The sequence below is a fragment of the Clostridium akagii DSM 12554 genome (assembly GCF_000686725.1).
GTDB lineage: Bacteria > Bacillota > Clostridia > Clostridiales > Clostridiaceae > Clostridium_I > Clostridium_I akagii.
Genome location: NZ_KK366007.1, coordinates 365795 through 390104, shown reverse-complemented (window position 1 = coordinate 390104; position 24310 = coordinate 365795). Strand labels below are relative to the sequence as shown.

The following is a 24310-nucleotide window of genomic DNA, read 5'->3' as shown; positions in this document are numbered from 1 at the left end:
ATGAAGAACTCTTAACTTTATAAGTTTATTGATTTTCAACTTATAACTTATATTTTCAGTTCCACTCCACTATTTTTTTCCCTCATCATCACATCTATTAGATGTACTATCTGTGCACCAGCTTCCACAGGTGGCAAACCATTTTTGTGAATATTAGATATTACTGTTCTTTGTGATTCTGGTTTATTTGTACTGGATTCGTATGCCATATAGCTGCTCATGCTTTCACCTGTGGCAAGACCTGGTCTTTCGCCAATAAGTATAATTGTAACTTTTGCTTTTAGGGCCTCACTTATCCTATCCATAGTTGCAACCCTTGCATATTTTACAAATATGGGTGTCCCTACTCGATATCCTTTTGAATTTAATCCATCTAAAATAATTGAATATATATCTTTTATATTTGCATTTATTGCCATTGAACTCAGTCCATCTCCTGCAATAATTTGTACTTCTGGTGAATCTAAACATCTACCTTTAATATAATCTATTGTTTTCTCTGAAAATTTTTTCCCAAGATCCGGTCTTGTTACATACTCATCTTTATCCTTAACTAAGGTCTGTACTTTGATGAACTTAAGTTCATCAATTATGTTTTCATCTACACTAGACCATACAGCATCCATGGCTATAGAATGATCTGCTCTTAATTTTAATAGGGTTTGAGTTTTTAATCTTGGTCCTGATCTTCCAACACATATCCTTGCTGGCGTACTTTCCTTAAGTCTTAAACACATTTCCTTATCTAATGGTTTATCTAATGTAATGTAATTATCACTCTTCAAATTAATCACCTACCTTTACGGTTCTCAAAAAATCTTTTTTAGTACCATGGCTTATTTGTTTTTTAGATGCTCTTATCTAAATATAGAAGGATCTCCTGCTAGTGAAGTAAGCCTTCCATCTTTAATTATTCCTAGTTCCTCCATTCGTTTTTCAAATTCATCTATAGTTTTTTTACCCGTAATCTCTCTTAATGTTGCTATATCATGGAAACTTGTAGATTGATACATTAGCATAACATCATCACTTGATGGAATCCCCATAAAATAATTGCAATTTGCCATGGATAATAACATTGCTAGATTTTCTAAATCATTTTGATCAGCCTTCATATGATTTGTATAACATGTATCAACGCCCATAGATAATCCTGTGAGTTTTCCCATGAAATGATCTTCAAGTCCAGCTCTTATAACCTGCCGACCATCATACAAATATTCTGGTCCAATAAAACCAACTACTGTGTTTACAATAAAGGGTTTGTAACGTTTAGCAAAACCATAACATCTTGCTTCCATTACAAGTTGGTCTGCACCATTATGACCAAGTGAAGACAGTTCAGAGCCTTGTCCTGTTTCAAAGTACATAAAATTAGGTCCCTTGGAGCTCTTTTTTTCTTCCATCATTTTGTATGCCACATCCATAAGTGTCACATTTATTCCAAAAGCATTGCAAGATATTTCTGACCCCGCAAGGCTTTGAAACATTAAGTCAATGGGCACACCTTTTTTTAACGCCTCCATTTGAGTTGTTACATGAGCAAGTACACAATTTTGTGTAGGTATCTTCCATTTTGTTGTAAACTCATTGAATTTATTTAAAATACTAGAAACACTATTAATTGTATCTGATACTGGATTTAATCCTATTACAGCATCTCCAACTCCATAACTTATTCCTTCCATTACAGATGCCATTATGCCATCTAGATCATCTGTTGGATGATTTGGTTGAAGCCTAGATGAAAGGGTTCCCATTTTCCCAATTGTAGTGTTACAAGTAGCTGTATTACAAAACTTCTCTGAAGCATAAACAAGATCCATATTACTCATAAGCTTTGTAACTGCCGCCACCATTTCTGAAGTTAATCCATCTCTTATATCTTTAATTGCATCTTCACTACTCTCAAGTATAAAATCTCTAAGTTCTCCAACTGTCATATTTTTAATTTTACCATAGGCTTTTTCATCAACTGAATCTTGAATTACCCTTGTTATTTCATCTTCCTCATAGGGAACTACTGGATTATTCCTAAGACAAGATAGACTCATCTCAGAAACTACAATTTTTGCTGCAACCCTTTCTTCAGTGGAATTCGCACAAATACCCGCAAGTGTATCTCCTGACTTTTCCTCATTTGCTTTTGCAAGTACATCTTTAACACTTTTGAAACTATATACTTTACCAAATAATTTTGTTTTTAAATTCATATTATCACCCATTCCCTAATTGTGCTCAAAGACATTATTCTAGTCCATTTTGAGTCAGATACTTAACATCAAATTTAAATTGCCTCTTCATTATTTTCAACTGGAGTTTCATCAGAAGCTTTACTAATAGAGGAATAAATAAAATGATATAAAATAGCTACAGCAAATGCTCCTACTACCCATGCTATTGTTGATAAATTAGCCATTGTAACTGTTACTAGAAAAACTAATGCAAGTACTAGTGCTATACCTGGAACCAGAGGATAAAACACTTTATACGGTCTATTCATCTTTGGCTCTTTTCTTCTAAGCACGAAAAGTGAAACCATACTTATTATATACAATGCTATTGCACCAAAGGATGATATAACAATGATTGTTGCAGTATCACCTAATGCAACAAATACCATACCAACTAGACTTGGAATTACTACAGATAAAACTGGAACCCCTTTGCTGCTTACTTTTGACAAGAACTTAGGCAAATAGCCAGCCCTTGACATTGCAAAAGCCTGTCTTGAATATCCTATTATTAATCCATGTATACTTGCAACAAGTCCAAAAAGTCCAATGAAACTCATAACATTTGGTATTATACTTTGTTTTCCAAATATTACTCCAAGAGCATCTGGAAGAGGTGACGCTGATCCCGCTAAAGTCTTTTGATCTAATACTCCTGCTGTAACAAAGAAAGTTAAAAAAGCTAATATTACAAGAGTTCCTATGGAAATAATAAAACTTTTTGGAATATCCTTTTTAGGATTATGGCACTCTTCAGCTGCCATAGCACCACCTTCCACCGCAAGATAAAACCATATTGCATAAGGAATAGCTGAATATACTCCCTTAATTCCACCCATAGATGTTTTGCTATTAACAATGCTAGCAATATTTACATGAGTTATTCCTAAAATTACAAATAATGCTATTCCTAAAACAGCTATAACGGTAATTCCCATTTCCACTTTAGCCGCAGTTTCAACTCCAATACAATTTATAATAACAAATATTGCATAACAAACTATTGCAGCAAGGACAGATGGTACCCTAGGAAAAGCAAAATTTATATATGCACCCGCAGCTATTGCTATTGCTGGTGTTGCAAATAAAAATTCTACAAGACATGCAAACCCTGCAACAAATCCTCCAAATCTTCCAATAGCACGACTAGCATATTCTGATGGACCACCTGCATGTGGTATTGCCGTGGAAAGCTCAGCATAACTAAACATAAATGTTGTATAAAAAGCTGTAACAACTAATATTGCAATTATAAAACCTAATGGACTTGTAAATGCTAGTCCACTATTCCACCCGCAGTACATTCCTGATATGACCATTCCTACTATTATCGCCCACAATTGTATTGGTTTCAAAGTCTTTTTTAATTCACTACTCATAATATTTTATTCCTCCTAATTTTTAAATATTAATGTTTTTATTACAACCGGTAATACTCCACATATAGGTCTACCTATATCAACATAATCTCCATTTTCCACCTTAATTTGATCTATACAAATAACCTTTTTAGAATTATCCAACATATTTTTAATAGTCTGACCTAAAGCCTTAGCAAAATCATTTTCAATTATAATAATTATTGGATCATTTCTCTCCTTTAGACCTTGAACAATAGCTTCTGCAATACTTTTAACTTTGGCATAGGATGGTGATTTTTCTCCTTCAAAGGCCAGTGCTATATTTGAATCCTGGTACATTTTCACTTTGCTCATAATATTATCTTCTACAATTCCATTTTCACCATTTTTTAATTTCAAAATAGGTATATTTTTAATTGGCAATGACTCATGATCAAAAAATATAGTACTTCCGCTTATTTCCATGGAAAAACTACCAGCACCTATTACCGTAGCCCTTATTTTTTCCTTGGATTCTAATATTTCTAATTTTCCCTTATCAAATTCTTCCCTTATGGAATATCCAAGAAGTGGTCCAATATCACCATATTCTGTAACTGCATTCATATCCTTTGATTTCAGTTTTTTATATATAAATTCAGAAACTCCACCTGAAAACGTAAAAGCCTCAGGCCTTAAATGTGACGTTCCATGAGCTATAAAAAGTCCCTTACTCTCTTCATCCAATGTTTCATCCAGTCCTATTTTAATAAGGATTTTTGCTAATACATCTGTAAACTGTTTTAGCTGATTAAATCCTGCAATTACCCCCACATTTAAATGCAAGCCTAACTTAACCATGAGTTTTTCAATTTTTTCTGAAATATATGTAATTTTATAATCTTTATCTATTTTTATAAGTCTACCACCAATATGTAGTGCAAAAGAATCCATAATCTCGCCATCCTTAAATACAGCTACATTGGTTGTTCCTCCTCCAACATCAAAATTCATAATCTCTAGGGATTTTTCCTTTGAAATATCAGAAGAGCCTGAACCAAAACCTGCAAGTATTGCCTCCAAATCTCCTCCTGCCGTAGCCACAACAAAATCGCCTGCAAACTCTGAAAGAGCATTTAATACTTGTTCTGCATTCTTTTTTATTGCAGTTTCTCCGGTTATTATAATTGCACCAGTGGCTATATCTTGCTTATTTATTCCTGCATTTATATACTCACATGAAATTATTTTTTTTATACAATGAAGATCTATATTTCCAAAATCGGTTAATGGCGTGAAATATATTTCACTTTTGTAAATTATCTTTTTAGACTTTATTTTTATTTGTGGCATAGAAAATGACCCAGATACATTACATACTGTGATTTCACTAAATATTAACTGTAGGGTTGTTGTTCCAATGTCTATTCCTACACTTAACATGACTTCTTCCTCTTTATCTATGAACTTCACACCCTTTCTAGTCTATAGTCAACTTAATATTATGAACTATAACAAAAAAAAGAGTCCAAACATATTTATAAGTTTAGGCTCCATTGCACTAATAGACTAATATTAAATTGATAATAAATTCCCCTTGAATATCATCGAAATCATGCTCCATTGCATCGCTTCAATGTTTATAGTCTATCATATTAATTTATCAATGTAAATAGCTTTTTGATGTTATTTTAATAATATTTCTACGATTATTTGCTAATTGTTAAAATTAAATACGGATTTAGTACCATTATTATTTGACTCTATATTTATATCGCCACTCAATTTGTCCTTAACTATACTTCTTACAATCTTTAGCCCTAAGCTCTCATTATTCATTAATTTTGTTTCAAAACCCTTTCCATTATCAGAAATAGATATATTGGAATATGTTATTCCCTTTTTTATTATTATCTCTATAATCCCTTCATTTTCTTCTGTAAAAGCATGTTTAAGTGAATTTTCTATTAGTTCATTTGCAACTATTGCTATAGAAGTTGCTCTATCTGAATTTACATTTAAACTGTCGCCACTAAGTTTTATACTTACTTTTTTATTAAGCTGGATTGAATTTCTTGTTGCGTTATCCTTGATTTTTGATAATATTGTTTTTATATCAACATCATCAATACCTTTTTGAGATAAAACCTCATGGGTTGCAGATATACTTAAAATTCTACTTATACTTTCATCAAAAGCTTTTTTAGCCTGAATATTGTCTATTCTTCTGGATTGAAGTCTTAATATACTAGCTATGGTTTGAAGATTATTTTTAACTCTATGATGAATTTCTCTAATGGCAACAGCCTTTAATATAAGCTCCTTATCCTTTTCTTTTATTTCAGTTAAATCTTTAATAAGCATAATTATGCCATAAATATTTGTTTCCTTTTTAGTTACCGCATATTTAATTTGCAAGGATAATTTGCCTATATCTGCTTCTATAACTATAGCTTTTTTATCTTCAACAATTTTATTAAAGCTAATCTTATTTAATACCAAATTGTCAAAAGACATACCAACTATTTTGTCCTTATACCCCATGCTTTTATATAATTCCTCAGCTTTATAATTTGCATACATACAAATTCCTGTTTCATTAATTACTAAAATAGCATCATTCATCAGATTATAAGCTACAAGATTTTCATAATCTGAATCCTTAATATTCATAAGTGTTTCAGAAAGTTGCTCTGTAGTTTGAGACAAGATTTCCACATTACGACTTTGGCTTTCATCTTCTGTTATATCTTTTTCCATTATGAGAACTCCAATTATCTTTCCCTCATTATTTTTAATTGGCACAGTATTCTGTTTCACCACTATGTTTTCTTGAGTTAAAGCTTTTAATTCAGTGGTTTCCATTCCTATTTCTAAGGTTCTTAATGCTCCAGGTTCATTTTCTCTTAAAGCAATTTGTCCAACAACAGAATTTTTATATAAGGATCCACAATTTGTTGGTTTCGCCTCTGAAACTACAATTGCAATGTCCGTATCTCTAGTCAAACAATCTATAAAAATATCACCTTTTACAATGTTTGCAAACATAAAAATAGATTTTTCAACAGCTTCTAATTTTAATATATCTTCCTCTGATAAATCTGTATGTAATCTACATAATTGTTTTAACATAATTTTCTCCCACTTATACTTCCTATTATATTTTTAGAGGTTTCCAATATTGAAGATTGTTTGTCCATGCTTAGTTTTCTTAATCTCTTATATGCATCATTTTCCGTTAATTTATATTTTTCCATTAATATTTCTTTAGCCGCATATATTGTTGTTATATTTTCTATCTTTTCTCTCATTAATTTAATTTCTTTACCCTTAGCTATGGCAATCTCTATCTGTGGTATAAGACTTCTTTCATCAATAGGTTTTACTATATATCCAATTGCACCAATTTCCTTGACCTTATCAATAAATTCTTTACCACTATATGCTGTTAACATAACTATTGCTTCCACAATATTTTCTTCAAGCAATAGTTCCGCTGCTTGAATTCCATCTAATTTAGGCATTTTTATATCCATAAGTACTAAGTCAGGTTTACATTTTCTACATAATTCAACTGCTTGAAGTCCATTTGATGCTTGCCCAACTACATAATAACCAGCAGATACAAGCATTTCGCATATATCCATCCTTGTAATAGGTTCATCTTCTGCTACTATTATTTTATACTTCATCATTATAACCTCTCTTATCCATAACATATTATGATTTAATCATAATTTAGTGTAAAATACAATGTTTATAGCAAAAAAAACATTATTTTATTATCATTTTATTATTTTATCTATGAAAAAACCTTTTTTAAAATCATCTGAAACATTTAGAATTTTAACACATCTATTGTGATATACTAAATAGTGCAGTAAACTAATAGTTTAGGCATCTTTACGTGTTATTTTCTTTCAGATGCCATAACAGTAATTATGAGGAGTAATTGATAATATGAATAATTTATTTGAACAACTTGGAGTAAATGAATCCGTAGCAAACGGATTAAAAAAACTAGGAATTGAAACGCCAACTGATATACAGACACAAATTATACCGTTAGCGCTTACTAATAAGGACATTATTGGACGGTCGCAAACTGGAAGTGGTAAAACTCTTGCTTACCTGCTTCCTCTTTATGAAAAAATAGATATAAATAAAAAAGAGATGCAAATTATTATTCTTGCACCTACTCATGAATTAGTTATGCAGGTATATAACACTATAAATTCATTGTCGCAAAATTCGGGCGTAAATGTCACAGCTGCATCCATAATTGGTGATGCAAACATTAACAGACAGATAGAAAAGCTAAGATTAAAACCACACATCGTAGTCGGTACTCCAGGAAGAATACTCGAACTAATTAAAAGAAGAAAAATCTCAGCCCATACTATAAAAACAATAATAATTGATGAAGCTGACATTCTTCTTGATATTAACAATATCGATGGAGTAAAAGCTGTAATTAAAACCACACAAAGAGATAGACAGTTACAACTTTTTTCCGCCACAATAACTGATGAAACCATAGCTACTGCAAAAGTTATGATGAAAGAAGCTGAACTTATAAGTCTTGAAGACAAAAATGAAATAAATTCTAATATAGAACATTATTATTTTACATGTGAACAAAGAGATAAGATAGATCTTTTAAGGAAACTTGTTCATGCAATTAATCCACAAAAAGCTCTAGTATTTATAAACAGAAGTGAAGATATTGAAATAACCACCTCTAAACTAAAATATCACAAACTAGCTGTAGAGGGTATTCATGGTACTAATATAAAGGAAGATAGGAAAAAAGCACTCGGAGACTTTAGGAACGGAAAAATTCAACTTCTAGTTGCTTCAGATCTTGCTTCCCGTGGACTTGATATTGAAGGAATAACTCATGTATTCAACCTAGATGTACCAGAAAAATCTATTAACTACTTACATAGGGTTGGAAGATGCGGACGTGCTGGTAACAATGGCATAGCAATTACACTTACTACCGAAAGAGAACTAGACCATATAAAACACTATGAAAAAACCTTTGATATAAAAATACATCATAAAGATTTGTTTAAAGGTGACGTAGTGGATAAACAAAATTACTATTGAAAGGAAAAAATTATGAATTTTAAAGAACTAGGTATTAGCGACGAAATAGTAAAAGTACTTAAAAAGACAGGTATCAGTAAGGCCACTGAAGTTCAAGAAGAATGTATTAAGTCTATCATCGCTGGGCGGGATGTTATCTCCGAAGCTCCAACTGGAACTGGAAAGACCCTTGCATTTTTACTTCCGATTTTTGAAAATATATCCCTTGAATCGGATTCAGTTCAGGCATTGATTGTGACTCCTACAAGAGAACTTGCTCTTCAAATAACTGAACAGGCAAAAAAGCTTAAAGAAGCAAAGGATATAAATATTCTAGCAACCTATGGAGGCAAAGATATCGGTGTACAACTTAAAAAACTTAAGAGAAATGTTCATCTTATAATTGCCACCCCTGGCAGACTTTTGGATCACCTTGAGAGGGGAACAATAGATCTTAGTAAATTAAAGACCATAGTTATAGATGAAGCAGATCAAATGTTACTTATGGGATTTAAAAAAGATATTGAGGCTATTATAGAAAAATCTTCTAAAAAACATCAAACATTATGTTTTTCAGCAACTATGAATTCTGATGTAAAAAAAATGGCTTACAAATATATGGATGATCCATTATCACTCACTGTAAAAAAAGAAGAAGTTACACTTGAAAATATCAAACAATATGTTATCGAAACTACTGATAGAAAAAAAGAGGATGCCTTATGTACTATTTTAGATCAAAATAATCCATTTTTAGCTATAATCTTTTGCAGAACTAAACGTCGCGTAGATAAACTTGATATGTCCTTGCACCAACGTGGATACAACTGTGAAAAATTACATAGTGACATAACTCAAGCAAAACGTGAAAGAGTTATGAAACAATTTAGATCCGCTGATCTCCAATATTTGATAGCAACAGATGTAGCTGCTAGAGGACTTGATGTAACGGGTGTTACCCATGTATATAATTATGATATTCCAGAAAACGTGGAATCATATATACATCGTATTGGAAGAACTGGCCGTGCTGGCGAAAATGGTACCACTTGTTTATTTGTAGACCCAAAAGACGAAACAACTTTAAAAGAAATAGAAAAAGCCATAAAAATGACTATACCTAGAAAAACACTTACTGATGTAGTTGCAAAACAGTAACATGTTACAAGTTAACGAAGCTTTTTCTGCCTGAGGCAGGAAAAGCTTGAAAGTAGGTAGATTTGCAGTACAATCTACCTACTTTTTTTATATATAATTTTAGTTAAAGTTTCACTTTATTACATCAAAGCTAAAACCTTTCGATTTCAAATAATCAATTACCTGCACAAGTGCTAGTACTGTATTTTTTTTTGCACCAGCATCATGCATTAATACTACTACCACATTGCTACCTGCAGTGTATTTTTTAAGGTTTTCTAATAAATATGATACGCTTGGGTCACTGACATGTGGCTCCTCTGCATCAGCAGTTTCATCATTCCAATCCAAATATCTATAACCAGCCTTCGCAGCTGCATCCCTAAAAGGTGCTAATTTACCTTTTTGACCAGGAGGCTCAGATGATCCTCCTGGAAATCTAACCAGTTATGAAAAAATTAGCCTTTATATTATTTTTATCTAAAACTTGCAGTATTCCAGTAGTATTGATAGATTGACCATCATCAAAAGTTAGATAAGCCATCTTCCTACCATCAGTTCTCTTAATGTTCCATGGTGCAACTTCCCCTCCTGGTAAGATTTGCGCATTTTTTTTAGATACTTGGCCCTTTCTTTTATTAATCGCAATTTTTTTATTGTTTTTATTCCTCGTACCTACATTCTTTTTTATATTATTATTTCCAGTCCTGTTATTAAAAACAAATACAGTAGTCAAAGTTATAATTATAATTAAACTGAAAAATATAATTATATTTTTCTTATTGACAACCTTATTTTTTACCCTATTAGTATTAAGCATAAAACTATCCCCATCCCTAAATTTTATTAATATGCATACAATATGGATATTAATAATTAAGTATAATCATTAAATATATACCATTCAATATAATATAACTCTTTTTTACATTTATTTAGGAATATTGTGATAATCTTTGTATATCACGGTGAACATACTCTTAACTTAATTAAACAGCTCTTGTATCAGGCGTCCAAATTATTTTGTGCAATTGAATTTGAATTCTTACGTTATTCAGTTTATGTTTTTTCATAAATTCAACAATAACTACTGGATTTATAGTTGTAACTATTGGACTAAAATACACTAAACATTTCCCTGGCAATTTATAATCTTCTAAAATCACCTTAGCCCTTTCTAAATCGTCAGTTGAGCCAATTACAAATTTGCATACATCTTTTGACTTTAGCAACTTAAAATTCATCATATCCATATTTTTTTCCATCTTACTGCTTGGAAGTTTATAGTCTACTACAAAACTTACATTATTCAAATCCCTTATCTTTTCAAATTTATAAAATGGCACTGAACCATTAGTTTCTATATGAATTAGAAGATTTAAATCCTTAGCTAAAAAATATATCAATTCCTCTATTTCACTTTGAATTAATGGCTCTCCCCCCGTAAGTGTTACATTTTTAGCTCCATTTTCCTTTATGAAATTATATATATCCTCTTTACTTAACGCTTCACCTTTTATTGTCTTTGGAATTGAATATGCAGTATCACACCAATCACAGGCAAGATTACAACCTCCAAATCTTATGAAAGTAGCAATTTCTCCGGCAGTTGGACCTTCCCCATCTATGGATAAAAATCGTTCTATTACATTATATTTCATTTAATCTTCCTCTCTATAAATACAGCTATTGGAAGGCGTTTCAAAAAGCTCAACCTCATAAATATTTATAACTTTTTTCTTTATAATATTAAATATTTCCCTAGACATTTCCTCTGCCGTTGGCCTGTAAGAAACCAGTAAACATTCAAACTGTTGTGGTGTACCTTTTAAGCGATTTATTAAGTCTCTTCCAGTTGCATCATCTTCTATAATAAGTTTATGGTCAAACAAATCATGGATTTCTTTTAGAGCTAATTTAATAAAACTAAAGTCCTCCACCATTGCACGATCCTTTCCTATTTCTTTTAATTTTGTGCCTTTAACCTTTGCAATTAATCTATATCTGTGTCCATGTATATTCCCACATTTACCCTCATATCCACTTAGATAATGTGCAGAATCAAACCCTATTTCACTTTTTAAAATAAACATATATTCCTCCAACTTTATATTTTGAATACAAAAAAGGCGCTAAAGCGCCTTAATAATCCGTATATCATTTCCACTATATACCATATGAAATTGCCTAGTTTTTTTTAACGACAGGAAGCTTACGAACTGTCTATTAAGTTTTAACATATATTTGAGTACTTTATAAGTATACACTAAAACATAAAAATTATAAATTAGAAATATTTTCTCGTATTTCATTTTGACCATAATATTTTTTTATTCCTGCTAGTGCTGGAGCAAAACCCGAAATATAGTCCATAGCCTGTTGTATTTGTAAAAACATATCCTAGCTAGGTTCATTTCCATAAACCTTTGTGCCATTATTATATACAGGTATATTAGCTGCTAAAACAGGTTGACCTCCTGGGGTTACATTAATACCAATATAAGAAAAATCGTTTGAATTATCCCATACATTAACATTTTGTGGTGCAGACATTCTAAATTGAATTTCTTTTTTATAGGCTGACTGTCCGCCTGGATAAATTTTAGTCCCAGTAAAGTCTACATTTACGTAATAAATATTTTTAGTAGCATTCCAAGGTATTAATCCTGATACAACCCCTCCTTGATTATAATTTAAACTTAGGGTAACATCCTTTGAACTATACCCTGCCTTAACAAGTTCACTAATATCAATAAAATACTTAAAAGAAAGCTTGTCCCCCATTCTAGCTGGCCATCCAGACTTATTATTAATTACTGCTTTAATCTCTACAAAGTTTGTCCCACTAGCATTAACGCCTGCCTCGACAAAGAATTCGTCATTTGTTGGAGTCTCGACAGCGTTAAAATTAGCTATGGGGTTTCCTCCATAATTGTGGTACATTCTAACTAATAATCCAGTAAATCCTGCATTATAATCGCAAGCTGGTTCATTTTGTGTGTAATTAGAAACTTCATCCGTATATGCATCTGTTATATCTGGTCCTCCAACTAATGCTCCATAAAGTGTATGGCGACTATAAGTAGGTACTGTTTGCTGATCGCTCCAAGAACTTTCGGCAGTTCTGTGATGAGGATGTTTAGGTGAATTTACCCCGAAACCAACTACAAAACTTGTTCCCGTGCTGCCAAGTGCATAATCAATCTGACTTTTCGCGAAATTTTTATAGTTTTGAACCTTTGACTGAGTACAACCAGAATATTCTGAATATACATCTGCTAGAAAACCCATAGTTGTGGCATATCTTAATGATCCCCATTGTTGTAGCCAAGCAAGGCCCTTTGGTGTATAACTTATTTTTTCACCATTGTAACCTGTAGTCCAAAAATCCAGATTTCTCTCTACAGAGTCTTTATAAATTTGTTTATTTGTAATTCTAGCTAAAAGCAGTTGTGCACCATAATGTACATCATCCCAATTATGTGCCCATTTATATGCAATAGTGGTAGTCTGATTTTCTACAGCCCAATTTGCAACGTAGGATTCCGCTTTATTTAAATATGAAGAATCATTTGTTGCTAAATATAACCATACAGCTGCCCAGGAAAGTTCATCATAAAAACCACTCCAAGAATTATAATATCCATTTGCAGCTTGATACCCAACATCACTTTTAGTTGTATCTGCAAAATTAAATAAATCTTCTGCGTGTTTTAGACATTTTGCAGAATATGAAGCATCGCTATCTTTAAGTATCAATGCAGTAGATGCAAGTGCCGCTGCTGCCTCACCAACAACAGTAGATCCTGGACTACTTAAATCTACCTTGTATGAAGGTCTACTCATCTGCATTACTTCTGAGGGACCCCACCATGCATGATCAAGACCTCCATCCCCTACTTGATAATAATATACATTACTTGATGGATGACATTTCATGATATAATCTGCAGCCCATCTAATATCATTAACAATATATTGGAGTTGTCCACTTTTTACGTAATCAGCTTTATTTTCATAAACAGACCATGAAAGCATGGCTATAGAATAAGCCATAGGAAGATTAAATTTCACATTATCTCCAGCATCATAATACCCACCGGTAAGATCAATGGCTGAATCAGCTCCGTCTAATAATCCTGAATCCCCACGCCAATTGTCCCTTCTAGTAGATGCTGTAAGTTTACCCGAACATTGAAACTCATAAAACATAAGTGATTTTTGTAGTGCCTCTCCATAATTATAACTTGTACTACTAGTTCCTATAATAGTTTTTGTTGTTTTAGATGATAGTACCGGCACTGATACAGCCATACCCATTAGAGATGATAAACATAGATTTTTAAATTTCCTTTTAAACATAACATCATTCCCCCTGATTTATTTTAATAATATTATGACTAAATTATTTTCTTAGTAAAAATAATTTGCCACCATACATCTTTAGTTTCCTAAAACATTGGGCTGAATGTTTATTGTAAATGTTTACATTCAAGTAATACATTTACTGTTTGTAACTATATTATAATACAAATGTATCTTAATTTCAATATTAATATATATATTTTCCATGTTTTGTATTGCTATAAAAAATGAATACCTAACTAAAAATGAATTTGACTTATAACCTGATAGTGTATAAAATTAACTTAATGGATTCACTGAACCCATTAGATAAAAGGAGGAATTTTTAATGTATAAATACAATAAACTATTTCAGCCAATAAAAATAGGATCCCTTGAAATAAAAAATCGTTTTGCCATGGCTCCTATGGGACCTCTTGGTTTGTCAGATTCAGATGGTGGTTTCAATGACAGAGGTATAGAATATTATACAGCTCGTGCTCGTGGTGGAGTTGGTCTTGTAATTACCGGTGTTACCTTTGTTGATGAAGAAGTTGAGCAACATGGATTTCCAAATGTTCCTTCTGCAACCTTTAATCCAGTACAATTTATTCGTACTGCACGTGAAATGACTGAAAAAATACACGCCTATGATGCAAAGATTTTTTTACAAATGAGTGCAGGTTTTGGACGAGTTACAATTCCTACTAATCTTGGAGAGCATGAAGCTGTAGCACCTTCTCCTATTCCTCACCGTTGGCTTGATAAAACCTGTAGAGAGTTAACTATTGATGAAATACATATAATTGTTAAAAAATTTGGAGATGCCGCTTACAATTCAAAACGTGCAGGCTTTGATGGTACTCAAATACATGCTGTACATGAAGGATACCTTCTTGATCAATTTGCTATTTCCTTCTTCAACCATCGTACTGATGAATATGGTGGATGCCTTGAAAACCGTCTAAGATTTGCAAAAGAAATTGTTGAAGAGATAAAAAAAAGATGTGGAGAAGACTTCCCTGTAACACTAAGATATAGTCTTAAAAGCTTTATTAAAGATTGGCGTGAAGGTGCCCTTCCTGGTGAAGAATTTGAAGAAAAAGGCAGAGATATTCCTGAAGGAATAGAAGCTGCAAAACTTCTTGTAGATTATGGATACGATGCACTTGACGTTGATGCAGGTTCATACGATTCATGGTGGTGGAGTCATCCTCCAATGTATCAAAAAAAAGGACTTTATATTCCCTTCGCTAAAATAGTAAAGGATTCCGTTAATGTTCCAGTTATATGTGCTGGTCGTATGGATAACCCAGATCTTGCTTTAAGTGCTATAAATGATGGTGCCTGCGATATTATAAGTCTAGGTCGTCCATTACTTGCAGATGAAAATTATGTAAATAAACTCCATAGTGGTAATTTAGAATTAATAAGACCTTGTCTTTCATGCCAAGAAGGATGTATGGGGCGTATTCAACACTATTCTGCTCTTAATTGTGCAGTAAATCCAGCAGCTTGCAGAGAAAAAGAATTTGAACTTAAACCTTCAATTAATAAGAAAAAAGTTCTTATTGCTGGCGGTGGCGTTGCTGGTATGGAAGCTGCAAGAGTTCTTGCTCTTCGTGGTCACTCACCTGTTATTTATGAAAAGAGCTCACATTTAGGTGGAAACTTAATACCTGGAGGAGCACCTGACTTTAAAGAAGATGACCATGCATTAATTGCTTGGTATGAAGCTACTCTTAAAGACTTAAAAGTAGAAATAAAACTAAGCACTGAAGTAACAAAGGAAACTATTAAAAATAGTGGTGCTGATACTGTAATTATATCAACCGGTTCAAAACCTAAAATATTTAATCTTGGAGACAACAGTAAAGTATATACCGCTGAACAGGTTTTACTTAAGCAAGTAAATTCAGGTAATGATGTGGTAGTTATTGGTGGTGGCCTAGTTGGCTGCGAACTTGCTATTTGTCTAGCTAAAGAGAATAAAAATGTAACTATTGTAGAAGTACAAAATAAACTTTTGGCACTTAATGGACCACTATGTTCAGCAAATTCAGATATGCTTGAAAAATTAGTGCCATATACCGGTGTAAAAGTTCTTACTTCCACTAAGGTTTTAAAAACCACAGAAAATGGTGTACTTATAGAAGCTAATGGAAGTACAACGGAAATAAAAGCAGACAGTATAGTTCTTGCTGTTGGTTATACTTCTGAAAATAATCTTTATAAGGAATTAGAATCCGAAGCATTAGACATTCATATTTTAGGTGATGCTCGGAAGGTTTCAAATATAATGTACGCAATATGGGACGCTTATGAAGTGGCATCGAATATTTAACTAACTATTATAGTTTATCATGGTAAACAGAAACTACTAGATAGACTTATAGTGACAATTGGCAAGTGATAAGTTAAGGAAGATTTTTCTGCCGAAAGCAGAAAAATTAATTAAAGGGTAATGATAATGCATTTGTTTCTCAAATCTATTATCATTACCCATAATTATAAAAACTTTTAACTCTCCTCTCTTAACTTTTAGCTGGATGAAGGGTGGGTTTATGACTAAAATAACAAGTCGCAGCAAGCAAGCTGAAAAAACTAAGAATAAAATATACAAAAACGGTGTTAAACTCATAATAAAACGTGGCTATGACAATATAACTGTAGAACAAATTTCTAAGGCTGCCGGTGTTTCTGTTGGTACCTATTACTACTATTTTAAATCAAAGTTTGAACTCATACGTGAAATCTATAAAAAAGGTGACGAGTATTTTCTTAAAGAAGTTGCTGGAAAACTCAAATGTTCAACTTTAAAAGATCAGATTATAGAATTTTTTGATGCATATGCTAGTTTTAATATTAACAACGGAATCGATATGGTAAAAAATCTTTATAATCCAGATAATAAAATGTTTATTACTGATGGGCGTGCCATGCAACAAATTCTTGTAGATATAATAGAATATTGGAAAAATAATGGAGATTTAATAAAAGAATCATCGTCAATTGAAATATGTAGAATATTATTTATAGCTGCACGAGGAGTAATTTACAATTGGTGCCTTTATGATGGATCACTAAATTTGAATAAAGAAATGAATATTGTTATATCTAAAATGATAGATGGAATAATTTATGAAACTATAAATACAAAATTATAAACATAAATACCAATTAAATATATTAGCTTACTTGACAATATTGAGAAATGATTGTACGATTCAAATATGTATTTTTATAATACATATTTTTTGAAAATAAACAAACGAATGAGGAGGATGATTATGAAAGCTAATGAAATTATGATTAAACAAGTATATACAGTTAATGAAAACGACACTGTACGTTCTGTTATAAAAAAATTTATGGAATATCATATCAGTGGTCTTCCTGTGGTTAACGACAGTAATGAAATTGTGGCTTATGTTAGTGATGGTGACATCATGAGGCATATTGGCAAACACCATGATATTGTATTTAGTACTTTTGCCTTTATAACCGTAGTAAAGGGCGACGATGATGACTTTGCTGAAAGAACACAAAAACTACTAAATTTAAATATTATGGAAATTGCCAAACAAAAGGTCATCAAAGTTCTTTGGGATGATGACATTGAAAATATTGCTACTATCTTAGGCGAAAAGAAAATAAAAAAACTTCCAGTTGAACATAACGGCGTATTAGTTGGAATCATTAGCCGTGGAGACGTTATAAGACGTTCTTTTGAATCCATACTATAACAGCTAAATTTTCATTATACAATTTGTTTGCTGTAAAAGTAACAATTGAAATTAACTAAAGATACTCATTATCATGTGTAAACACATAATAATGAGTATCTTTAGCCCAAAATTTATTTTAGAAAATCTTCTCTTTGGGGTATAAATACATCTAATATTGTTGAATCCTCAAGTGCCACAACACCATGCAAAACATTAGGTTCAGTATAATAAGTATCCCCAGCCTTTAATATTTCTTTTTTTCCATCAATATCTACTTGGAAACTTCCCTTTGTAATATAACCAATTTGCTCATTTTCATGGGAATGAATTTCTCCTATTGCCCCCTTAATAAAGTTCACTTCTACAGCCATCATATTTGTAACATGTGCTAGTATCTTCCTAGATACGCCTTTACCAAGATCATCAAGCTTAATCTCATCATTTTTTACTATCATGTTTTTCCCCCTGCTTCATTTTTAATTAGGCATCCCCGCAATAATTACGAGGCATGCTATTTCAATATACCTTATAGCGTTTACATTTCACTATTTTAGCTTATTACTATAAGTTATGCAAGTAATTATTTGCAACAATACACCTTAATAAATATCAATATTTTGGAGCAGATTCATGGCGTAAACCTGTATAGAAACAAAATATTCTTCCCTCCCCCTTTGAGATGGGTTTAAGTGTGATATACTTAAAGTAGATTTTATTGGTAATTTACTAATGAAACAAGTATTAAACCTAAAGTTTTTGTATCAGAGGAGGTAATTGAATTGGGAGATAAAAGTCCAAAAAAGAAAGAAACTAAGAAAAAGAAAAAAGAAAAAATCGTTAACTCTCCAATTTCTCAATCTTCACCATTAACGAAATAGAACCTACCATAGACCTATATCAAAGCTTATAGCTTTGATATAGGTCTGTTTTTTCATGCCTAAGATAACATATTTTGTAATATTATGCAGTAACTTTTGATTTATCCTCAATATCGTCTCTGCCTTTGTCTTCTGTTACGTTAAATGGCACAATAATTAGTCCAAATGCAGCTATTATTCCTATAATTAAAAAGCACTTACTGTAAACTTTATTGCTCTCATCCGTTTTAATTATTTTTGCTTCATCTATAATTTTATAAATTTCTTTTTCCTGAGCAGAAAATTTTGCCATTACGGCAGATTTCATACCTAGAGGAACACTAGATAACACTGTTTTTTCTTTCTGCTGCATTAACTTATTCACTGCCTCTTTTGAAAATCCAGTTGAAGAAGCTGAATTGCCATCAGTGTTTGATGCCTTGATTTTTGCCACAATAGTATCCTTTACTTGCTCTTCAATCACTGCATTTCCATTAACTTTATCTATAATTTGATTTTTAGTATTTGTAGCTGCTATGCTGCTAAAATGAGTACTGAGAGTTGCAACTAATGCAATAGCGATGCATGCCGTAAGTTGTCTTAAACTATTTAATAAACCTGATGCCATACCGTTTTTATCCTGAGAAACTTCTTCAAAAGCACTTTGATATAATGGGGTTGTTGCTCCTACCCCTATGCCTAATAAAATTAGAGCGGTATAAATTATATTCATATTATTTGTACTGTTCATAAAATAGAATATTAAATTTCCTAAAGAAACAAAAGTTACTGCAATAAAAGAAACAACTTTTGGTGATGTTTTTTTTGAAAGTATACTGAATATTGGTGATAGAAAAAAGGCAACCGCACTTGTTATACCTAATATTAAACCAGCTTTTATTACAGCGTAGCCCAATTGGTTTTCAAGATAAAAATTCATTAGGTAAGATACAGGCATTAAGCCGAAAAATATTATGCCGATTAAAATAATTGATGAAGTATAACTTTTTGTTTTAAATAAATTAAACTCTATCATTGGACTTTTTATTTTGCTCTCGAAAATCAAAAAAGCAATGATTGATATCACAGCGCTTGCTATTAACGTAACTATAGTTGTACTTGCCCATCCATAATCATTACCTTTTACAAGTGAAAAAGTTAGAGCTGCAAGTCCAAATGTAATAAAAAAAGCTCCAATAAAATCAACTTTTTTTTCTATTGTGTTGTCATAACACTCTTTTACATATCTAGTTCCTAATACCAAAGCTATTAATATAAATGGTATATTAATATAAAATATAGCCTTAAATCCAAAGGTTTCATTCAAAATGCCTCCAATTACAGGTCCCGAGGCTGCTGATATTGATATAATCATACCAATGGCAATTGCAAGTTTTCCCATAGCACTTTTACCAAATAACTCTATACCTAAAGGAATTGCTAATGGAGTTAATATAGCCGCACCAATTCCTTGAACAATTCTAAAGCATATAATCATTGGTAGTGATGTGGATAATCCACAACAAATTGATGCTGTACCGAAAACTACAAGTCCGATCAAAAGCAATTTTTTTCTCCCAAAAATATCTGCTATTTTAGAAAAATTAATAAGTAGTGCTGAAAATGGAATCAGATATGCGGTACTCACCCAAGATATACCAGTAATATTTGTATTAAAGTATTTTGCCATAGTTGGCAGTGATACATTTACTATAGTTGAATCTAAAACAGTCAAGAAACATGCTATAGCTAAGGCGATAAATGCAAGGATTTTTTCTTTTCTATTCATAATGAACCTCCCGTATAATAAGTTAATATGAAGTCAACCTCATATTCATATTGTAATATTATATTTTCAAAAAGTCAATAACATGAAATGAACTTCATGTTATTGACTTCTGCTTTTTCTTGCTTTATTATTACATTAGGTGATTACTATGGAAAGAAAAACACGAAAACCAATTCAAAAGAGAGCTTTAGAAAAAGTTGATAGAATTATTGATTCAGCGTTTACCATTTTTAATGAAAAAGGGTATTATAATACCACAACTGAAGATATCGCAAAACAAGCAAATGTTGCTACAGGATCTCTTTACTCTTATTTTAAAGACAAAAAAGATATATATATTCAGGTCCAAGAAAAAATTTACAAGGATATTTTTTATCCCAGCATGAATTTTTGGATAAATAATAATGAGCCTTTAAATAATCATGATACTGCAAAAAATTTATTTAGTACCTTCTTGAAGCTAATGCTTAAAAATCACAATTGCTCAAAACTCTTCCATGATGAAAGTGAGGCTTTAAAGCTTTTAGATGAAGACATTAAAAATATTTCTAATGAACACGATGCTTATCTAATAGAAAAAATGAAAGGGATGTTTATCACCCTCTCTATTCCTTTTAAAAGCAAGGATGACATGGAGATTTTTCTTCATTTTTGCCTTTTATTAACAGAAGATGTGTGCCATAAAATCCGTTATGATAATACTATTAAAGATATTAATCTGTATATGGATAAATGCACCGACATGATATGGTCATTATTTATGGATACTACAGATTTTCCAAAAGAGGAGTAAAAAGTTGATGCAGGTAAATTTGTAAAAACAAATTTACCTGCATCAACTTTTCTTGATTTCTCAGCCTCACCAAAAATATTCCTTAACTTTTAACTTGAGAAGCTCTTAACTATTTGAAAGCTTTTCCCCATTGCTGGCTATTACTTTTTTGTACCAATAAAAACTCTTCTTTCTCGATCTAGCTAAAGTTCCTTTTCCATCATTGTCTTTATCCACATATATAAAGCCATAACGCTTCTTCATTTCTCCTGTGGAAGCACTTACTAAATCTATACATCCCCACATAGTATATCCCATAAGTTCAACACCATCTTTAACGGCTTCCTCCATTTGAACTATATGATCTCTTAAATAATCTATTCGATAATCATCATTTACTGTTCCATCTTCGTTAACTATATCTGCAGCGCCTAATCCATTTTCAACTACCATAAGTGGTATTTGATATCTGTCATAAATATTATTTAAGGTCCACCTTAACCCCTTTGGATCAATTGCCCATCCCCAGTCAGAAACTTTTAAATATGGATTTTTAGCTCCGCCTAATAGATTTCCTTCCACCTCTTCTACACTAGGATCTGAGCTTACAACTGAAGACATGTAATAACTGAATGAATAAAAGTCTACACATCCTTCTTGTAATATCTCTACGTCTCCTTCTTCCATTACAATTTTAATCTTATTTTCTTCAAAATAACGTGCCGCAAATTTAGGATAGTATCCTCTTACTTGAACATCTCCACATAGCATATTATTGATTTGATCTTTATTCTGTGCTAATAATATGTCATCTGGATTACATGTATTTGGATAGGAACACATATATGCAATCATACATCCTATTTTTAGATCCGGATTGATTTTATGTCCTAGTTTAACTGCTTTCGCACTGGCAATAAATTGATGATGTAATGCTTGAAATCTTAGTTGGTCTGTATTTTTTTCATCTGCTATTATTCCACCAGCCATAAAAGCTCCAAATGGTATTGTTAAGCAGTTGATTTCATTAAAGGTCAACCAATATTTCACTTTATCTTTATATCTTTTAAATATCACATCACAATATCTTACGTAACATTCTATGACCTCTCTAGATGCCCAACCATTATATTTTTCAGTTAATCCGAAAGGCATTTCATAGTGAGAAATAGTTACTAATGGCTCAATGTTGTTTTTTCTTAATTCATCAAATACACCATCATAAAATTTTAGCCCTTCTTCATTTGGTTCTAATTCATAACCCTTTGGAAATATTCTTGACCAAGCAATAGACATCCTAAAAGTTTTAAATCCCATTTCTCCAAACATTTTTATATCTTCTTTATAATGTCCGTAAAAATCAATGGCCTCATGACTTGGATAATATGTTTTTTCTTCTAAAACAGGTGTGATACGTCTTGGCACAGTATGTGTACCCCCAGTCATCATATCTGAAGTACTTGCCCCCTTGCCATCCTTATTCCATCCGCCTTCAAACTGATTTGCTGCCGTTGCTCCACCCCATAAAAATCCTTGTTTCATTTTCATAATTATTCCTCCTCATAAATTAATTATTTTATAGTTCTTCTCCATTACTTCCTATAACATTTTTGTACCAATAGAAACTCTTTTTCCGAGATCTGGCTAGCGTTCCTTTTCCATCATTATCTTTATCAACATATATAAAACCATAACGTTTCTTCATTTCTCCTGTAGAAGCACTTACCAAATCTATACATCCCCAAGGTGTATAACCCATAAGTTCTACACCATCTTCATTTACCGCGTCCTCCATAGCCTTAATATGTTGTCTTAAGTAATCAATACGATAGTCATCTTCCACATAACCATTTTTATCTGGTGTATCTACAGCGCCTAATCCATTTTCTACAATAAATAATGGTTTTTGATAACGATCATATATAGAATTCATGGTAATTCTTAAACCAAGAGGATCTATTTGCCATCCCCATTCACTTGCCTTTAAGTACGGATTTTTAAGCGTTGCAAATACATTACCTTCAGTTTGTGCGCCTATCTTTGCGTCTGCACTAGTTAGTCGAGATGAATAATAACTGAAGGAGATAAAGTCAACAGTATTATTCTTTAATACCTCCTCATCACCATCTTCAATTTGCAAAACTATACCGTTATTTTGCATCATTTTTTTAGCATAGTTTGGATATTCGCCACGTGATTGTACATCTATGAAAAAATAGCTTTCTCTGTCTTTCCCCATTGATTTCCATACATCTTTTGGATTACATGTATTGGCATAAGTGTTTCCAGCAGCTAGCATGCATCCAATTTTGAATTGTGGGTTGATTTCATGTGCTATTTTTGTAACCTTAGCACTTGCAACCAACTGATAATGTGCTGCCTGATATTTTATAGTTTCTTTGTTTTCATCCTTAGCAAATACTAAGCCAGCACCAATAAATGGTAGATGCAATAACATATTAATTTCATTAAATGTGAGCCAATATTTAACTTTATTCTTATAACGATTAAAGATTGTTTCACAATATCTCACGTAATAATCTATCATTTTACGGTTTTTCCATGCACCGATTGTTTCTACAAGATGGATTGGAACATCAAAATGAACTATGGTTACTAATGGTTCAATATCATATTTAAGACATTCATCAAATATATCATCATAAAATTTTAATCCTTCTTCATTTGGCTCTAAATCATCTCCATTTGGGAAAATACGGGACCATGAAATAGATAGGCGGAAACATTTAAATCCCATTTCCGCAAATAATGCGATGTCTTCTTTGTAGTGATGATACATATCAATAGCCTCATGACTTGGATAATAGTGATCATCATCACATATCAGGGTTTTCATTTCCCCTGTCATCACAGGAAATCGGTCCTTTCCTACAGGAATTACATCAACTGTAGTTAATCCTTTATTTCCTTCTAAATAACCTCCTTCACATTGATTTGCAGCTGTTGCTCCTCCCCATAAAAATCCTTTTTGAAAACTACTTGCCATATTTTTCTCCC

General features: G+C 32.0%; 21 protein-coding genes. 6 read left to right on the top strand and 15 right to left on the bottom strand.

The features are described 5' to 3' along the window. Positions 1-47 precede the first annotated feature (47 nt). The 6 genes from eutC to BR66_RS0117345 all read right to left on the bottom strand — a co-directional run bounded on the left by eutC (position 48) and on the right by BR66_RS0117345 (position 7266). Positions 48-767: an ethanolamine ammonia-lyase subunit EutC gene (eutC, locus tag BR66_RS24185; RefSeq protein ID WP_278246822.1), complete on the bottom strand. Its 720-nt coding sequence runs from the start codon at positions 765-767 to the stop codon at positions 48-50. Positions 768-857: 90 nt separating this feature from the next. Then, positions 858-2213, bottom strand: a complete 1356-nt coding sequence (locus tag BR66_RS0117365; protein WP_026884038.1) for an ethanolamine ammonia-lyase subunit EutB — start codon at positions 2211-2213, stop codon at positions 858-860. Positions 2214-2287: 74 nt separating this feature from the next. Continuing rightward, entirely contained in the window at positions 2288-3613 is a 1326-nt protein-coding gene (eat, locus tag BR66_RS0117360) for an ethanolamine permease (RefSeq protein ID WP_026884037.1), read from the bottom strand. Between the two features lie 15 nt (positions 3614-3628). Continuing rightward, positions 3629-5017, bottom strand: a complete 1389-nt coding sequence (locus tag BR66_RS0117355) for an ethanolamine ammonia-lyase reactivating factor EutA (RefSeq protein ID WP_051624287.1) — start codon at positions 5015-5017, stop codon at positions 3629-3631. Positions 5018-5290: 273 nt separating this feature from the next. After that, entirely contained in the window at positions 5291-6706 is a 1416-nt protein-coding gene (locus BR66_RS0117350) for a histidine kinase N-terminal domain-containing protein (RefSeq protein ID WP_026884035.1), read from the bottom strand. Then, positions 6700-7266 carry an ANTAR domain-containing response regulator gene (locus tag BR66_RS0117345; RefSeq protein ID WP_026884034.1) on the bottom strand — a complete coding sequence of 189 codons (567 nt, stop codon included), beginning with the start codon at positions 7264-7266 and terminating at the stop codon, positions 6700-6702. Before BR66_RS0117345 ends, BR66_RS0117350 begins: the two co-directional genes overlap by 7 nt. Positions 7267-7534: 268 nt before the next feature. Between BR66_RS0117345 and BR66_RS0117340 the strand changes: the two genes are divergently transcribed. Together BR66_RS0117340 and BR66_RS0117335 are read left to right on the top strand one after the other, a co-directional pair. Beyond that, the gene (locus tag BR66_RS0117340) at positions 7535-8686 is read left to right on the top strand and encodes a DEAD/DEAH box helicase (protein ID WP_026884033.1); all 1152 of its coding nucleotides are present in this window, start codon (positions 7535-7537) and stop codon (positions 8684-8686) included. Between the two features lie 12 nt (positions 8687-8698). Then, positions 8699-9823, top strand: coding sequence for a DEAD/DEAH box helicase (locus BR66_RS0117335; RefSeq protein ID WP_026884032.1), 1125 nt, complete (start codon positions 8699-8701; stop codon positions 9821-9823). A gap of 111 nt (positions 9824-9934) precedes the next feature. Here BR66_RS0117335 and BR66_RS26500 read toward each other — a convergent pair whose 3' ends face one another. From BR66_RS26500 to BR66_RS24175, 5 genes are all read right to left on the bottom strand, one after another. Next, positions 9935-10153, bottom strand: coding sequence for a polysaccharide deacetylase family protein (locus BR66_RS26500; RefSeq protein WP_026884031.1), 219 nt, complete (start codon positions 10151-10153; stop codon positions 9935-9937). Positions 10154-10241: 88 nt separating this feature from the next. Continuing rightward, positions 10242-10622: a polysaccharide deacetylase family protein gene (locus BR66_RS26495; RefSeq protein WP_026884030.1), complete on the bottom strand. Its 381-nt coding sequence runs from the start codon at positions 10620-10622 to the stop codon at positions 10242-10244. Positions 10623-10791: 169 nt separating this feature from the next. After that, positions 10792-11463 carry a putative 7-carboxy-7-deazaguanine synthase QueE gene (gene queE, locus BR66_RS0117320; RefSeq protein ID WP_026884029.1) on the bottom strand — a complete coding sequence of 224 codons (672 nt, stop codon included), beginning with the start codon at positions 11461-11463 and terminating at the stop codon, positions 10792-10794. Then, positions 11464-11895 carry a 6-pyruvoyl trahydropterin synthase family protein gene (locus tag BR66_RS0117315; RefSeq protein ID WP_026884028.1) on the bottom strand — a complete coding sequence of 144 codons (432 nt, stop codon included), beginning with the start codon at positions 11893-11895 and terminating at the stop codon, positions 11464-11466. A 307-nt stretch (positions 11896-12202) separates the two neighbouring features. Further along, positions 12203-14164 (bottom strand): glycoside hydrolase family 9 protein, encoded by a 1962-nt coding sequence (locus BR66_RS24175; protein WP_051624286.1) that lies wholly within the window; start codon positions 14162-14164, stop codon positions 12203-12205. A gap of 331 nt (positions 14165-14495) precedes the next feature. Between BR66_RS24175 and BR66_RS0117305 the strand changes: the two genes are divergently transcribed. The 3 genes from BR66_RS0117305 to BR66_RS0117295 all read left to right on the top strand — a co-directional run bounded on the left by BR66_RS0117305 (position 14496) and on the right by BR66_RS0117295 (position 17892). Then, positions 14496-16490: an oxidoreductase gene (locus BR66_RS0117305; protein WP_026884027.1), complete on the top strand. Its 1995-nt coding sequence runs from the start codon at positions 14496-14498 to the stop codon at positions 16488-16490. A gap of 220 nt (positions 16491-16710) precedes the next feature. Further along, the gene (locus BR66_RS0117300; protein WP_026884026.1) at positions 16711-17313 is read left to right on the top strand and encodes a TetR/AcrR family transcriptional regulator; all 603 of its coding nucleotides are present in this window, start codon (positions 16711-16713) and stop codon (positions 17311-17313) included. 123 nt (positions 17314-17436) lie between these two features. Beyond that, positions 17437-17892, top strand: a complete 456-nt coding sequence (locus BR66_RS0117295) for a CBS domain-containing protein (RefSeq protein ID WP_026884025.1) — start codon at positions 17437-17439, stop codon at positions 17890-17892. A 113-nt stretch (positions 17893-18005) separates the two neighbouring features. On the opposite strand, the gene BR66_RS0117290 is transcribed toward BR66_RS0117295, so the two are convergent. Then, positions 18006-18329, bottom strand: coding sequence for a cupin domain-containing protein (locus BR66_RS0117290; protein WP_026884024.1), 324 nt, complete (start codon positions 18327-18329; stop codon positions 18006-18008). 505 nt (positions 18330-18834) lie between these two features. Next, positions 18835-20520, bottom strand: a complete 1686-nt coding sequence (locus BR66_RS0117280) for an MFS transporter (protein ID WP_026884023.1) — start codon at positions 20518-20520, stop codon at positions 18835-18837. A 148-nt stretch (positions 20521-20668) separates the two neighbouring features. Here BR66_RS0117280 and BR66_RS0117275 point away from each other — a divergent pair, with 148 nt between their 5' ends. After that, entirely contained in the window at positions 20669-21313 is a 645-nt protein-coding gene (locus tag BR66_RS0117275; protein WP_026884022.1) for a TetR/AcrR family transcriptional regulator, read from the top strand. A gap of 105 nt (positions 21314-21418) precedes the next feature. Here the strand turns inward: BR66_RS0117275 and BR66_RS0117270 are convergent, their stop codons facing one another. Further along, on the bottom strand, positions 21419-22840 hold the full coding sequence (locus BR66_RS0117270) for a glycoside hydrolase family 1 protein (protein ID WP_026884021.1): 1422 nt from the start codon (positions 22838-22840) through the stop codon (positions 21419-21421). A gap of 28 nt (positions 22841-22868) precedes the next feature. Then, on the bottom strand, positions 22869-24299 hold the full coding sequence (locus tag BR66_RS0117265) for a 6-phospho-beta-glucosidase (RefSeq protein WP_026884020.1): 1431 nt from the start codon (positions 24297-24299) through the stop codon (positions 22869-22871). Positions 24300-24310: the final 11 nt, after the last annotated feature.